This is a genomic window from Oceanispirochaeta sp. M1 (genome assembly GCF_003346715.1).
Taxonomy (GTDB): domain Bacteria; phylum Spirochaetota; class Spirochaetia; order DSM-2461; family DSM-2461; genus Oceanispirochaeta.
Genome location: NZ_QQPQ01000071.1, coordinates 1 through 13,738 on the forward strand (window position 1 = coordinate 1; position 13,738 = coordinate 13,738).

Consider the following 13,738-nt stretch of genomic DNA (forward strand, 5'->3'; position numbering starts at 1 on the left):
ATTACAGTATTATTCATGGCAGTTTTGCTCCGATAATTTTAAAAATTTGGTTATTTTATTATATTTTATCTGAGCAATCTTGCCTATTTCTTTTTATTGAAAGGAATTAACAACTGCGAAAGTTGAGTAATTGATACTAGAACTATCTTATTTAGAGTATAGATTATTTAGTAGCAATTCACCAATATTTTTTTGTAGCCATTAAAATCCTACTCCTTGTTTTTATGGTTCATATATTTTCTCTTTGTACCAATCCTTTTCAGTAGTGCCCATAGCTTGTCAGATAGCAACAGAATCGTTGCAGCGAAATTGTTTCGGGCTATAGCAGAAAAGAGGGACGGAGGTGTACATCTGAAGAGTAATTTTCCTTACAAATATTAGTAAAAAAAACTGGATACAACACACTATCAAAGAGGAAAAGGGGGTTGGAGGTTACAGAATTAATCTATAATCGTTCCAACCAGTACCCGGGTCTTCGACTATTATGCATAACTGCAACAATATAAATAACATTATCTTTTTCGCGATAAATAATGGAAAAAGGAAATCTGGCAAGCAAGAATCTTCGAAAACCATTTTGAAATATTGGCCATGTTCCTGGAAATTCAATAATAACCTGATAAGCCGGTTCAAGCTCATTCAAAAAATCTTCACCTAGACCAGCAACCTTCTCCTGATACCAATCATACGAAGCTTTTATTTCAAGTGATACATCAGGATGAAATACTAATTCGGGCACTTACACTATCCTACTACCTGTTTTCTTATTTCTGCCCACTTAACTGGCTTTACATCACCTGAAATAAGTTCTGAATATCTTCTATCGGCCAATTCCGCCCATGCATGGTCAACAGTTTCTTCCTGAGGAGCTTCAAGTGAAGTTATTAAACAATGCGCAACTAGTGCCCTGTCTTGTGCGCTTAATTGCTTTACATCTTCAATAACCTGCTTAACTTTTACAGCCATAATTATATTACCTCTTTTTTTATCAAAACCTACCTCATTATTCTATCATATTTCACTACTGTTCACATAGAAAAATGATAAAGAAAGTATACAGAGCTAATAATAAAAACCTCTTTACAAAGATCCAAGGTTTCTAATGCTCCTTAACAGGGCTAATATTAAACCAAAAGAGTAATTTCTTTAATAAATATCAGAGAAAAGAGGGACGGAGGTGTACATCTGCAGCCTTTTGCACTTGACTGATTAGCAACCTGGCAATACGATAAAAAAAAAGACATATGGTTAATTGAGGTGAAATATGTTGGTAGTAGAGGAAGAACTGACTGGACAGATTACTCGCTCTATGGGAAAAGCTGCAAGAGAGCAACTGACCCCCGGGGAAATGCTGAAGTTTGCTCGACTGGATGCTGGTCTTACACAAACAAAACTCGCCACACTGGCAGGTGTTGGAAACAGATCCGGGATAGCCTTGATGGAAGCGGGAACAAGGACCATCTCAGATAAGATGGCTGAGAGACTGGCTGGATACCTCAGTATAAGTTCTGAGATTTTAAAAACTACTTTTTACCCTCGATTTAATGAAATTATATAGTAGAGTTTATTTCCCGAACTGACAATAAATTATCTGATTTAGCAGTATTATGCGCGTCTCCAACCCCGTGGTGTATTTTAATACATCCGAAAGTCTTTCTTTGTGATGATAAAGTTAATACAGAAACTTTCCACATTCCCACTTTTTCTTTAGAATACCTGAATGTTCAAATTCGTCGTTTATCTGCTTCAAACTATATTTTCACTTCTCTTCAAGAAGGAAAAGGATATCATATTCACTATTTTGCTTCTCAAAAAAGAGAACGAAATATTGAAGCGACATTCTATCGTTAATAATCAAAAATTAAATCTCAAAATGAAAGATAGATTTATACTTTCCATAATTGGGCAGCTTTCACGACGTGCTCTTCTACATCTATCAATAGTGAGACCGGAAACTCTCCTGAAATGGCAGAGACAATTTATCAGAAAGAGGTGGACATTTTACAACAGGAAAAAGGGAAGACCATATATAAAGAAAGACATAAAAAATCTAATACTAGAAATGAAGCAAGATAACCGGTTCTGGGGATGCAGAAAAATCTCAGATGAATTGAATAAAGTAGACATTGATGTTCATTTCACTACTGTTAATAAGATCCTGCAAACCTTTAGGAAGAATGGTCAATTGAAGCCCGTAGGTTGTTGGAAAAAATTTCTTAAGGCTCATTGGAACTCACTCTACAGCATGGATTTTTTTACTATTGATACTTTATTTGGCAAGAGATTTTACATATTGGTAATCCTGGAATTAAAATCCAGAAGGATTGTAAAGTTTGATTTAACAGAATATCCTACCCGGGAATTTGTTCGACAGAGAATTATTGACTTTTCATATGATTATCCAGATAAAAAGTATCTTATCCACGACAATGCAGCTCAATTTACAACTATCGATTTCAGCCAATATGGAATAACTGGAATTAATACTTCACCATATGCGCCAAACATGAATGCTCATGTCGAAAGAGTTATTGGTACGATTAGGAGAGAAGCTCTGGATCATTTTCTTCTATTTACCGAAAAACAGGTTCAAAAAATAGTTAAAGAATTTGTACATTATTATAATAACTTCCGGCCACATCAAGGGATCAATAGAATTCCGAATGAGAATATTTCTGAAAGAAGTGGCTCAATACGAAAAAAATCAATATTGTCCGGGACACATCATCATTACTTCAGAAGTTCAGCCTGATTTAAAGCCCGGATGTATTAAAATACACCACGCGACTCTACAGCTTTAAATTCAATTTGCCTGGAAGAGGACTCGAACCTCCACGCCCTTGCGAGCACTAGTCCCTGAAACTAGCGTGTCTACCAATTTCACCATCCAGGCAATTGGTACTCTCGGATACTACATAAAAGAAAATGATCTGTCAATGTAGCTTCTCTGCAAGCTTGTCAGTAATACTTCATCTGTGCAGTGCTTTCTACTACCTCAGAATCCAATGTTACATATGCATTTTTATATTTGGGAGGCCTTCCGGCCGGTTGTTTTTTTCCAGAGAAGGCAAATCCTTCTTTAGGCATAATAGCACCTGTTTTCATTTTATTATCCCCATCTTCATCATGAAGGATGGCAAAGCTGTATTCTCCGGGAGTCAGATCTTTGACTGTGAACTGAATCTCATCGGATGAGACAGGAATTGACTCTTTATAGATAATCTTACTACGGTCCATATATCCTTCTTCTCCAAAGTATACAGCAAGAAGCAGGTTCCCTTTTTTTTCATATTCAATTCCCTTGATTGTAATGATCCAGTCATTGGCTGACAGAGTGCCTGCTACGATGCAGAATATTAAGAAAATTTGGATCTTTTTCAAAATTTATTACTCCTTGTTTTTTTCAGTACTGAGCATACCGCATGCCGCCAGGATATCCTGGCCACGTGATGCTCTGACCGTACAGGTAATTCCCTTTGCTTTCAGGCGGTCCTGAAATTTGAAAATTGCCTGATCATCAGATCCATCAAAGGGTGCTCCGGGAAAGCTGTGAAAGCGGATCAGGTTTAGCCGGCATTTCAGCCCGTTCACCAGTCTTACAACTTCATCAGCATGTTCCCTGCTATCATTTATACCCTTGAATAGTATGTACTCAAAGGAAACGCGTCTCTGCTTACTGAAGTCATAGCGTTTAAGAGTCTTTATCACATTCGCTATGGGATAGACCTTCTGAACAGGCATGAAACTTTCTCTTTCATCAGCAAAGGGATCATGCATACTTACAGCAAGATGAACCTGTGATCTTTCCAGGAATTGTTCTAATGCTGGAACAATCCCTATGGTGGAAAGTGTCACTCTTTTCGGGCTCCACGCCAATCCCCATTCGGCAGTTAGAACTTCAAGTGATTTCATTACAGCCTCGAGGTTGTCCAGAGGCTCTCCCATCCCCATATAGACAACATTACTCAGTGTTTCAAATTCAGGAAGACTGAAGATCTGATTCAGTATTTCGGCGCTGCTTAACTGTCCCTGAAGTCCCTGTTTTCCTGTCATACAGAAGCTGCAGCTTCTTTTGCAGCCCACCTGGGAAGATATACATAGGGTAGCTCTATCGTTGTCGGGTATATAAACTGCTTCAATATGGAGATTGTTTTCAACTGAAAAAAGATATTTGATGGTTCCGTCTGTTGATTTCTGCTGATCTACAGGTTCAGTACGACCTACATAGTAGTCGGACTCCAGGAGTTCCCTGTTTTTTTTAGAGAGGTTTGTCATTTCTTCAATAGAAGAAACTCTTTTTTTATATAGCCAGTCTGTTATCTGTGCTGCTGTGAATTTCGGCATTCCCAGACTGCTGCAGATCTCTTTTATATCTTCAAGACTCTGCCCGAGAAGGGCTGTCATTTCATTTTTCTGTTCACTCATCTCTGTAGTGTAGAGAGAAGTCCTGCTGAGAGCAAGTCAGTAAAAGGCTGCTGTGTTTAATCTTCTCTTTGTTCTTTGATCAGCTGTCCTAATTTAATAACACCTTTCCTGGTCTCATCAGTTATGGGGGATGCAAAACTGATTCGAAGGCAATTGCTGTATCTTTTTCCGGTAGTAAATGCCTGGCCGGGGACAGTGCTTATTCCACATTCAATCGCATCCTCAAAAAGCTGAAGGGTATCTGTTGTGGTTTAAAAGTCAATAAATTGTATCTGTTTTGGTTTTTTATCTTTGGGTAGGCTGTGTGTACCATAAATATCCCGGAGGAACATTATGAAGAGTATAGTGATTCCTGTTCTGTTATTTGTCTTTACGGGAGTCATTCGAAATTATGTGATAGTTCATGAAGATATTAACACAAGAAAAATGACAGAAATCAAAGGCTGTGGACATTGTATCGGAGAAGATACTATCAACAGTCATAATCCCTTTCAAGAGTGGACCTGACAACATTACTGTAAGCTGCAGTATCGGAATTGCTCTGTCTCCCGATCATGGAAATAATCTGGAAATCTTGATAAAGAATGCTGATAAAGCGATGTACTGCAGCAAGAATTCCGGTAAAAACAGATACACGACCTTTGATTGATATCTGATAATGGCAGGTCAAGAACTCTTGGCATAATCCTCAAGAAGAGATTCAGGTACGGACCGTCCGTTCTTTTTCGCCCGGATCATCACATTCTTGTCTGTGTACCGGCTGGATACAAAATCAAAGATATCGACCCTGTATCCTTTCATTTCCAGAAGATGAGCTCTCAGAGTATCTGCCACCATATAAAGCACTTTGTCTTAAAAGATTTGAACCGGGTCACTCCTTTCAGTACCTGATTCTTAAAGCTTTTCTTCAGGCTGTGCTGACAGCAGGAAACCGACAGGATACACCGGGCATTAAGTTTCAATCACAGATACAAAGCCTTGTCGGTAGCAGTATCACAGGCATGCGGAGAATATGTGAGATCTACCGGACCATTATGCAAGGATATCACAGGTATGAAAATGCATTCCCGTGTAATCCAGAGACAATGCAATCTCACTTGAGTTGTTCATCAGACTCTTATTGATATCGATACAGTGGATTTCGATGTCCCTCTGACAGATTCTGTAATAAACCATACGGACACAACTCACCTGAATAGGTAATAATTGAGTTTGTCATATTGTGGTTTTATTACAGTTCCAGCTTCGCCTCTCATAACAAGGCTGTTCCGGGGGGCGTCTCCTATGATAAAAATCTGAATACCTTTTTACATACATCCCCATGCAGGTCAACGCAGGGATATCAAAACAAATGGATTACAACATAAAGGTAATGAGCAAAAACTCCGGCACAGAGTCCCCCGATTGTATGGGACAGGATGGCTTTGGAAGTCAGCTGCCGGAATCCTAGAGAATTCATCATGGCAATGTGGGTAGACAGATACCCGGACCAGCACATACCTATGGCAGTAAAAACAGCTATATCATTTCCGGAAATCAGGCCTTCATTCAGAAAACGGGGAACCAGGGCAAGGGCGGCCCCGACCGCTCCAAGGGCTGTAATCGGAAAGGCAATGGCATCGGGAGATTTGAAACCGAAGAGCAGTTTCATTGGATAATACAGGACCTTCCCCAGTAGAGGTAGAATTGGAACGCCCTGATAGGCTGAACCGTCATAGCCCTCCGCTCCCGAGCCGAATGTCATCATCAGGACAAGAGTACAGATAACAAGAACCCCGGGGATGATTTCAAAACCGATATCCAGACCGTTTTTTCCTCCTTCAAGGATGGCACTGAGCAGCCGTTGAAAGATGTTCCCGTCCCGAATCTCCCGGCCGATGGGTCTTTTGTCAGACCGTTCGGTAACAGACTCATCTTCTCCTGTGCCGAGTTCTTTCTTTGTAAAATACAGCATGATCCGAGTGGATACGATTGACCCTACAACCGCTCCGAGGTTGCCGATAAAGGTTTCATGAAAGAATCCCAGAGACATCATAAAAGCTGTGACGATCAGCCCCATGCCAAAAGCAGTACCGAAGTTGGCCAGAGCCGGTTTCTGATACTCTTTGAATCCTTCCATGAAGTGAGAATCCTTGGAGAGGGCGATAATAGCCGGGTTATCGGAGATATAGGTACTCAGAGCTCCGATGGCGGACACACCGGGCATTTTCCAGATGAGACGGATTACCGGAGCCAGTATCCAGTTAAGCAGTTCCAGGACACCGAATTCCGCCAGAAAGCTGCCGAAGGCTCCGGACAGAACAGTAATCGCCATTATAAAAAACACCGTGTTGAGCAGGAGATCATGGGCCGTAGCCATAATGGTGGAAAAGAAATTGGAAAGGCCCATTTCCCGGCCGAACAGAACGAGTACAGCCATAAGAAGAATCAATAGAAAAACAGTCTGAACTCCGAATGCTTTTTTTGTGCGCATGCAGTACCTCCGAACAGATATCCTTATACACCTGTCCAGAGGGTTTGTCTAGAAAATATTATCTCAGAAAGATGCTTTCATCCGGATGAAATACTGTGGTTGAGTCATATCAATGCTCCCTGCAGCTGTAACTGTCTCTCCCCCGTACTCCGTGTCCTTTTCACCCAGAAAGAGATATACACCTGTCTGAACAGTGAAGTCGGTCAAAAAGTCCCAGGAGAGTATGGGGATAAAGGCTGCTGATCCGTCATTAAGATTGATCAGAGAAGCCAGATCAAGGCGGCCGTCTGTCAGGAATCCCCACTCTACCCCGGCAAAAAAGTAGTCTTCTGCCAGAAGAGCCTGACGTCCGGAAAACAAATTTGCGATGTTATAGGCATTTTTATCGGTTACTCCACTGCCCTGATGGAAATATTCACCCCGGATGATCACATCCACTCCCGGTACAGGCCACTCTACCCCCAGCACTCCTTCCAGTGCTTCCCAGGCAGTCCAGCCTTTCTCCCCCGCATCCGGGAGGAGAAAGGCATTTTCCGTATAGATTCCCATTCCCAGAAAGGTGACAATACTGTCAAAAAGAACGTAGTATCCGTCCTCGGACTCACCTTCTCCGGAATAGTCAGCCACTTCTCGCAGGACACCGACAGCCAGATCCGCCGGACCGACCAGAGTCTTCAGACGGACTCCCCAGGGCAGGTTGGACACATGGCCGTCGGACAGCTTCACCAGGCTCTTGTGGGTTTTCTCCTGAAAAGCTGCATAGGTTTCCAAAGAGAGCCACCAGGAGGGGGCCCAGGAGGGAGCGATAGCAAAGGTCCCGGGAGTCTCTTCTCTCACAATATCCAGAAAGGCGGATGAATGGGCGCGTGAGCTGGGATTGAACACATATCCAGTTCCCCATGCAATAGGGATCTTCCCAAATTGCAGATCAAAGGAACCAGCTGTCCATCGGGCCCAGGCATGATCCACATCAAATGACTGAACATAATCGAAAGTCGGGATATCCGCCGGATCAAAAGGCAGGAGTCCGTAATCATTGTAAATGGCCCACACATTCTGGTTCCCCAGACTGCCCGTATAGGCGGTTTCCAGATGAAAGGAAAGATTCTCATGGGGGTTCCAATCCCCCTTAAGGCGCAAATAAAGGACATAACCCAGATTTCCTGTTTTGAGCTCCGCCCCGGCATAATTTATCAGATATCCATAGAGATCAAAAGGGGATTCATCTCCAGTATTTATCGCAGAAAGAGGGAAGCACCCCGCCCCAGTAAAGAACAGCACAAATATAAACATTCCTGTCAGGATCCGGCCGAACGGCCGAACCTGTATCAATTGAATTTGTTTCATACAGCATCTCACTTCCAGAACCGGTTGGGATTGAACACACCCTCATCCAGAGAGATATTCCAACTGGCATCCTGCATCTCGATCACCGTCCGGGACTTTTTCCGGTAATCAGTCATGATTGTTCTGCCGGGAACATCCCGGCCGTCTATGGTCCTGAAATTGTCCATGAACATTTCCTTTGCAGCATCCTCTCCATCAATCCAGTAAAGGACGCGTTCCAAAAGATACCGGTCTTTGCTGATCACAACTTGGATTCGCCGATAGGTGGAAATTTTTCTTGGAATACCTTCCAGTGTCCAGGTTTTCCGGTTTCCATCAATCAGAGAGAAAGAGTATTTTTCCAGCCAGTCTCCGGCACTTAGATCCTCATAGGAAAAATCACCTCCTACTCCCTGAACCGAGTCATCCTTGGATCTGGAAGCTATTTTCCTGACACGTCCTGTAGATGGAAAGTAAATCCACTGATCATCACCCAGAGAGAGAAGGCTGAGACCATTCAGACTGCGGGGTTCAGTGAATACCATGACAGAGGAATCATTCCCCCGTCCTTTACCGTTAAAGCTGTAGCGTCTGACATCACGTTCATTCCGTATATCCGGATAAACCAGCATCAGCATCTCTGAGCTGCTGGTTTCCACAAAACTCCGTTGATCCATCTCCAGAATGATTTCATCAGCTGTTTGAGAAAATAGAGGATTCAGAAGCAGACAGTATAAGCAGCTCAGCATTATTGCAGGTTTATTTTTCATATGAGATCTCCTTCATTATTTCGTTGTCCATTTGTATTTCACCGGTATTGACCGGATCTTCAGAATTATCCAGAATGGCTGGAAGAATCAGATAGCTCGCAGCCAGACAGGACGCAATACCAAAAGCCAGAATGGTTCCCATGGAGGCGATGGAGGGGAACTTTCCGATCAGCCCCAGTGAACCGAATCCTATCAGTGTGGTCATCCCAGAAAGAAAGACAGCCTTACCGGTGGTCCTATAGGTTTCCCGTATTGAGGCCTCCACATGATTACGATGGGTCAGATGAATTCCAAAATCGATTCCCATACCGATAACCAGAGGGATCACCACCAGGTTCAGAAAGTTGAGTGATTGTCCCATCAGAACATACAGCCCCAGCATCCAGATAATTCCAACTACAAGGGGTGTGATCGCTCTGACGACCAGATGAACACGTCTCATCGTGAATCCCAGAAAGATCAATACGGTCAGAAAGATAAACACACCTGAAAGAAGAGTGGCCTGAACCGCTTCATCCATCCAGGCAATACCAATTTGGGTGGAACCTGTAATTCCAGGATGAATCCGGGCCAGACGGTCATTGAATCCCGTCATGGTTTCAGCGTTGTCCATAATCCCGTTCCTGGGGTAGATATAAACTAGATTGGTTATACCGTTTTCGGCAAAAAACATTCGGTAAATATCATCTGGAAGATCTTCTACCGTAACTGGCCGGTCAGGACTGGTCATGATACGGATTCTTTCATCCAGAGCGGGAGCGAATGACTTGTCCAGTTCTGTCAGTCCGGAGGCAGCCAGAAGGGGATCGGATAGAAGCTGGCTGATGAGTGTCTGGAAAATTTCTTTTCCCGGACGACCGGTTTCCGCTCCGAAGATCTCCCGGATCAGAGCATCCCGACGGATCTGAATGCGGTTTCCTTCTCCCAGTCCCGCCACTGAAAGGTCGGCCATTTCTATCATATTCCATTCCAGCCGCTGAATCTGATCGGCCAGAGCAATCACATTTTCCTTCGTCCATGGCAGCAGATCATAACGCTGCGGGTTTACACGGATCTGTGCCAGCAGAGCCAGTGTTTCTCTCTGCTCGTCCACTGATGGAATCATATCCGCGACAGAAACGATATCAGCCACCAGTCGTTCTTTTTCCAGTTCATCGGTGATCCATCGGGCTTCTTCAATGTCAGTGGCAATGAACATGGACTGAAACGGAGTGATCCCGTAAGCATCCATGATCTTTTTGTACTGCACGATAGATGGCATATCCTGTGGTTCCATGGACATGAGGTCATAATCAATTTTCAGTCCAAACATGGCAGTGAAAAACAGAGCAACTGTTATTACAGCGCCAATCAGTAAAACAGGTTTCCGGTTGCGTGCTGTCCACAACCCTATAGTGATCAGAAAATGATATTCAACAATACGGCGTTCCCGGTATTTAAAATGCGTCTTCTTTTTCAGCATCCGCTTCTCCATCCGGCTGTCTGCCAGAACGATCAATGCGGGAAGCAAAACTATCATGACCAAGAGACAGAAAAGGATGCCCGATCCCAGAATAAAACCGAACTGTCTGAAGGCCTGACTGCCGGTACCGGCCAGTACAAAAAAAGAAACAGATGTCGTCAGAGCAGCCAGAATGATCCCCACTCCGGCCCGTTCATAGGTCTGCTTCATAGCCGAAACGACTGCAATACCCTTACGGCGGAATCCATAATAATTGGAGGCCACCTGTATACCATAGTCAACACCGAGCCCTACCAGGAGAACTGCCATGATACTTGTAAGCATATTCACCTGACGAACAGTAATACCCACAAAACCGTATGTCAGAATGATGCCCGCTATCAGTGAAATAAAGAGAAACAGGATAGTCCGTATCCGGGAAAAAGAGGCAAGGAAGAGAATAAAAATCAGCACCAGGGCAACCAATGCAGGAACCAGCATGTCAAATCCCAGAGCATCCTGCTCATCAGCCTGAATGGGAATATCTCCAGTATAAGCCAATGTCACATCCGGATACCTGCTGTTCACTTCCGCCAGTATCCCTTTCAGCCTTTCCATCATTGTGAGGATTTTGTCGAACTCAACAATATTGAAGTCCGGTAGAATTGTAAGCATCAGCATGGTGCCGTCATCATTAAATCCGTAGAGATCTCCCAGGGTCAGAATACGGGAGAGTTCCCGGCCTGCTGTTTCTGAATCTTCACCTTCATCACCCGACAGCAATGAATTGATAAGACTGAGGGAGAGATCCATCTGATTCATCCAGGCCACTGCATCAGACTCCTGACGGGAAGTCTCCAGGTCTTCCTCTGCATCATCACCGGTCCATGATTCCTCTACACTGTCATTGAGGGCCGTGAAAAATGAGAGCAGGTCTGTTCGACGGAACTGGTCAAGAGTCCGTTCCAGATCATCTGGGTCCTGCATCATCAGCCCCCAGTGTGATAAAAACTCCTCATCCAACCCGAAATTGACAGCCCGGGTCAGGGGGATGAGAATCTCATCATTCCGTACAGCAGAGACCACATCCCGGGCAGCAGCGATCATTCTTTTTCTGTCCTGCCCTTCTATAGTGACAATTGCTGTTGCTCCGCCGGAGAACATCTCATCGATCCTGTTATAGGCAATTACCTGAGAATTATCCTCAGGCAGCATGTCCTGAAGATCCGTCTTCGATTCGATATTTCCTGCAGCTAAAACAGCCAGTACAAGCAGTGGAAAAAATCCCAATAGAATCCATCCGGGTCGACCAGTCACAAACCGAGCCAGAAATGTAGAAATCGGATTCATTTCTTTCTTCATAAAACACCTCCATTCGTTCATCATAAAACACCAGTGTACCGAACGTTCGATCTACTAACAACTTAAATAGATTGATCGTTCGGTCTACTAAAAGGGTAAAAAAACCTCCCAGGTTTGTCTATTAATCTGAATCATCCGTTGTCTCGGATTTTCCCCAGCCAGAGGGAAAATACCGCGGTGTCAGATACTCATTATAAAATGCCAGAAGACCATCAGAAAAAATACCATCCGTATCTTTTCTTTCCATATCATAGTGACGACACCAGCTGTCGGCAAAGGCAAAATAGCTGAATATAGGGATTAGAGTGAAAAAATACACTTCCAGGAAATTGTCCTTAGTATGGGTGTCCCGGGATTCATCAAACAGTTTCTGCCTGTAATCTTTCGCAATATCCACATTTTTATCCCAAAAATTAAATAGCGGATTTGCACTTTCGGCTGTCATGGTCTGAGCCATCATAATTCGGATGATCCGCTCTCTTTTTTTCAGAAACTGAATCATTATAGGAATGAAATGATTGGCATCAATATTCGATTCCCGGACCTGATGCTCTGCACTCATCTTCTTCAGCCCCATTGTTTCCTGAATAAACCGGTTAATCAAAACTTTCCGTATTTCACTCTTGTTCTTGAAATGATAATAAATGACAGACTTGGTAATCCCCACCTCCCGGGCAATCTCGTCAATTCCGGTAGCATCAAAACCCTTATCTGCAAAAAGCCGTTCAGAAACAGAAAGAATACTTTTATAGGTTTCATTCTCTGATCCGGCAGAGATACGTGGGGACATAGGAACTCCTTCATAGGTAGACCGTTCATTCTATTTATAATTGCTTTCCTATTTATTGTCAAGATTTTTTTTCATCAACATAAATTAAATGACTGCCAAACGATAAAAGACCTGAAATCAAACAGATCCGGTGGATCCCTTAAAACCAATTCCATAGGAAGTACAGTTTCTCTGGGTCTATTCTTTCCTGCCATGATTTTCAAAAGATCATTGATGGTTTTCTGTGCTATGAAAGCATAATTATGACTGAAGTAGAGATGGTCGGGTAAAATTGAGCAAACATGGATATATCATCAAATACGGTAACAGATAGATATTCGGGCACTCTGACTTTTGCTTTAAATCCCCCTCTCAAAACTCCGATCGCAACAAAATCATTAATACTGAGGATACCGGAGGGACGCTCTTTCATACTGAGGATTTTATCGATCATAATCTCCCCGGGTTAAATAGAAAAACCATCTGTTATTAACCATTCATCACGAACTCTCAGGCCGTGTTTCGTCTTGGATTCTTGAATACCCGGAATTTGAGGTCCGCAGGGATCATACCTCTGATACCTCCGTGCATGGCCAGTTCCCTGTGTCCCTGAGAGATCAGATGCTCTATCATCTGTATGATACCGTTACGCTCGTTGGTTTTTACTATGTGCGTTGACTTATAATATTAGTAGTATTATATATATTTCTATACTAACTGTTTCTATACAAACTATTCTTATGAAAACTGTTTACATGTTACTTAATCACAGAGGTACAACAGATGTCTGAAAGAGATGGAATGCAGATTGCAGTATTCCGAAAACAATCCAGTATCTATTTGTGGGATTATTATATGATGCTGACCGTACAGAAATAGAAAGCTCCATTTTAATAGTCAATCAGATTATTTCACATCGCATAAAGGCAATCAGAGGCAAATTGTTAACACTTCTGGTGGATAATGACTCTGATATGGGCAGACATATTTCGCCAGTATTCTGAGAGATCAACCCTATAAATCTTCTCTTTGTTCTTTGATCAGCTGTCCTAATTTAATAACACCTTTCCTGGTCTCATCAGTTATGGGGGATGCAAAACTGATTCGAAGGCAATTGCTGTATCTTTTTCCGGTAGTAAATGCCTGGCCGGGGACAGTGCTTATTCCACATT

Annotated in this window: 17 protein-coding genes and 1 tRNA gene; 4 read left to right on the forward strand and 14 right to left on the reverse strand. The window is 43.0% G+C overall.

Annotation, left to right across the window (positions count from 1 at the left end; all coding sequences use genetic code 11):
* Nucleotides 1-445 precede the first annotated feature (445 nt).
* Nucleotides 446-739, reverse strand: a complete 294-nt coding sequence (locus DV872_RS24650; protein ID WP_114632636.1) for a type II toxin-antitoxin system RelE/ParE family toxin — start codon at nt 737-739, stop codon at nt 446-448.
* Between the two features lie 5 nt (nt 740-744).
* Nucleotides 745-966 carry an addiction module protein gene (locus DV872_RS24655; RefSeq protein WP_114632637.1) on the reverse strand — a complete coding sequence of 74 codons (222 nt, stop codon included), beginning with the start codon at nt 964-966 and terminating at the stop codon, nt 745-747.
* Between the two features lie 298 nt (nt 967-1,264).
* Here DV872_RS24655 and DV872_RS24660 point away from each other — a divergent pair, with 298 nt between their 5' ends.
* Together DV872_RS24660 and DV872_RS24665 are read left to right on the forward strand one after the other, a co-directional pair.
* Nucleotides 1,265-1,558 (forward strand): helix-turn-helix transcriptional regulator, encoded by a 294-nt coding sequence (locus DV872_RS24660; protein ID WP_114632638.1) that lies wholly within the window; start codon nt 1,265-1,267, stop codon nt 1,556-1,558.
* A 162-nt stretch (nt 1,559-1,720) separates the two neighbouring features.
* Nucleotides 1,721-2,752: an integrase core domain-containing protein gene (locus DV872_RS24665; RefSeq protein WP_114632639.1), complete on the forward strand. Its 1,032-nt coding sequence runs from the start codon at nt 1,721-1,723 to the stop codon at nt 2,750-2,752.
* Between the two features lie 57 nt (nt 2,753-2,809).
* Here DV872_RS24665 and DV872_RS24670 read toward each other — a convergent pair.
* The 3 genes from DV872_RS24670 to rlmN all read right to left on the reverse strand — a co-directional run bounded on the left by DV872_RS24670 (nt 2,810) and on the right by rlmN (nt 4,425).
* Nucleotides 2,810-2,893 (reverse strand) — tRNA-Leu (locus DV872_RS24670).
* A 65-nt stretch (nt 2,894-2,958) separates the two neighbouring features.
* The gene (locus tag DV872_RS24675) at nt 2,959-3,381 is read right to left on the reverse strand and encodes a DUF2141 domain-containing protein (protein WP_158547169.1); all 423 of its coding nucleotides are present in this window, start codon (nt 3,379-3,381) and stop codon (nt 2,959-2,961) included.
* Nucleotides 3,382-3,387: 6 nt separating this feature from the next.
* A complete protein-coding gene (rlmN, locus tag DV872_RS24680) occupies nt 3,388-4,425 on the reverse strand; it encodes a 23S rRNA (adenine(2503)-C(2))-methyltransferase RlmN (RefSeq protein WP_199563538.1) in 1,038 nt (345 codons plus the stop codon).
* 333 nt (nt 4,426-4,758) lie between these two features.
* Here rlmN and DV872_RS26875 point away from each other — a divergent pair, with 333 nt between their 5' ends.
* Nucleotides 4,759-4,932: a hypothetical protein gene (locus DV872_RS26875; protein WP_171832172.1), complete on the forward strand. Its 174-nt coding sequence runs from the start codon at nt 4,759-4,761 to the stop codon at nt 4,930-4,932.
* Entirely contained in the window at nt 4,871-5,074 is a 204-nt protein-coding gene (locus DV872_RS27350) for a diguanylate cyclase domain-containing protein (RefSeq protein WP_114632641.1), read from the forward strand. The genes DV872_RS26875 and DV872_RS27350 overlap by 62 nt, the downstream gene beginning before the upstream one ends.
* A gap of 17 nt (nt 5,075-5,091) precedes the next feature.
* Here the strand turns inward: DV872_RS27350 and DV872_RS26715 are convergent, their stop codons facing one another.
* From DV872_RS26715 to DV872_RS27175, 9 genes are all read right to left on the reverse strand, one after another.
* Entirely contained in the window at nt 5,092-5,262 is a 171-nt protein-coding gene (locus tag DV872_RS26715; RefSeq protein ID WP_158547170.1) for a hypothetical protein, read from the reverse strand.
* A 195-nt stretch (nt 5,263-5,457) separates the two neighbouring features.
* Nucleotides 5,458-5,601, reverse strand: a complete 144-nt coding sequence (locus DV872_RS26720; protein ID WP_158547171.1) for a hypothetical protein — start codon at nt 5,599-5,601, stop codon at nt 5,458-5,460.
* Between the two features lie 166 nt (nt 5,602-5,767).
* Nucleotides 5,768-6,898, reverse strand: coding sequence for a hypothetical protein (locus DV872_RS24695; protein WP_114632643.1), 1,131 nt, complete (start codon nt 6,896-6,898; stop codon nt 5,768-5,770).
* Nucleotides 6,899-6,961: 63 nt separating this feature from the next.
* Nucleotides 6,962-8,191 (reverse strand): hypothetical protein, encoded by a 1,230-nt coding sequence (locus DV872_RS24700; protein WP_114632644.1) that lies wholly within the window; start codon nt 8,189-8,191, stop codon nt 6,962-6,964.
* A 62-nt stretch (nt 8,192-8,253) separates the two neighbouring features.
* Nucleotides 8,254-8,994 carry an outer membrane lipoprotein-sorting protein gene (locus tag DV872_RS24705; protein ID WP_114632645.1) on the reverse strand — a complete coding sequence of 247 codons (741 nt, stop codon included), beginning with the start codon at nt 8,992-8,994 and terminating at the stop codon, nt 8,254-8,256.
* Nucleotides 8,984-11,797 carry an RND family transporter gene (locus DV872_RS24710; RefSeq protein WP_158547172.1) on the reverse strand — a complete coding sequence of 938 codons (2,814 nt, stop codon included), beginning with the start codon at nt 11,795-11,797 and terminating at the stop codon, nt 8,984-8,986. The genes DV872_RS24705 and DV872_RS24710 overlap by 11 nt, the downstream gene beginning before the upstream one ends.
* A 121-nt stretch (nt 11,798-11,918) precedes the next feature.
* On the reverse strand, nt 11,919-12,587 hold the full coding sequence (locus DV872_RS24715; RefSeq protein ID WP_114632647.1) for a TetR/AcrR family transcriptional regulator: 669 nt from the start codon (nt 12,585-12,587) through the stop codon (nt 11,919-11,921).
* 226 nt (nt 12,588-12,813) lie between these two features.
* Complete coding sequence (locus tag DV872_RS24720) at nt 12,814-13,020, reverse strand: substrate-binding domain-containing protein (RefSeq protein ID WP_114632648.1); 207 nt, start codon at nt 13,018-13,020, stop codon at nt 12,814-12,816.
* 56 nt (nt 13,021-13,076) lie between these two features.
* Nucleotides 13,077-13,199 (reverse strand): hypothetical protein, encoded by a 123-nt coding sequence (locus DV872_RS27175; RefSeq protein WP_255526212.1) that lies wholly within the window; start codon nt 13,197-13,199, stop codon nt 13,077-13,079.
* Nucleotides 13,200-13,738: the final 539 nt, after the last annotated feature.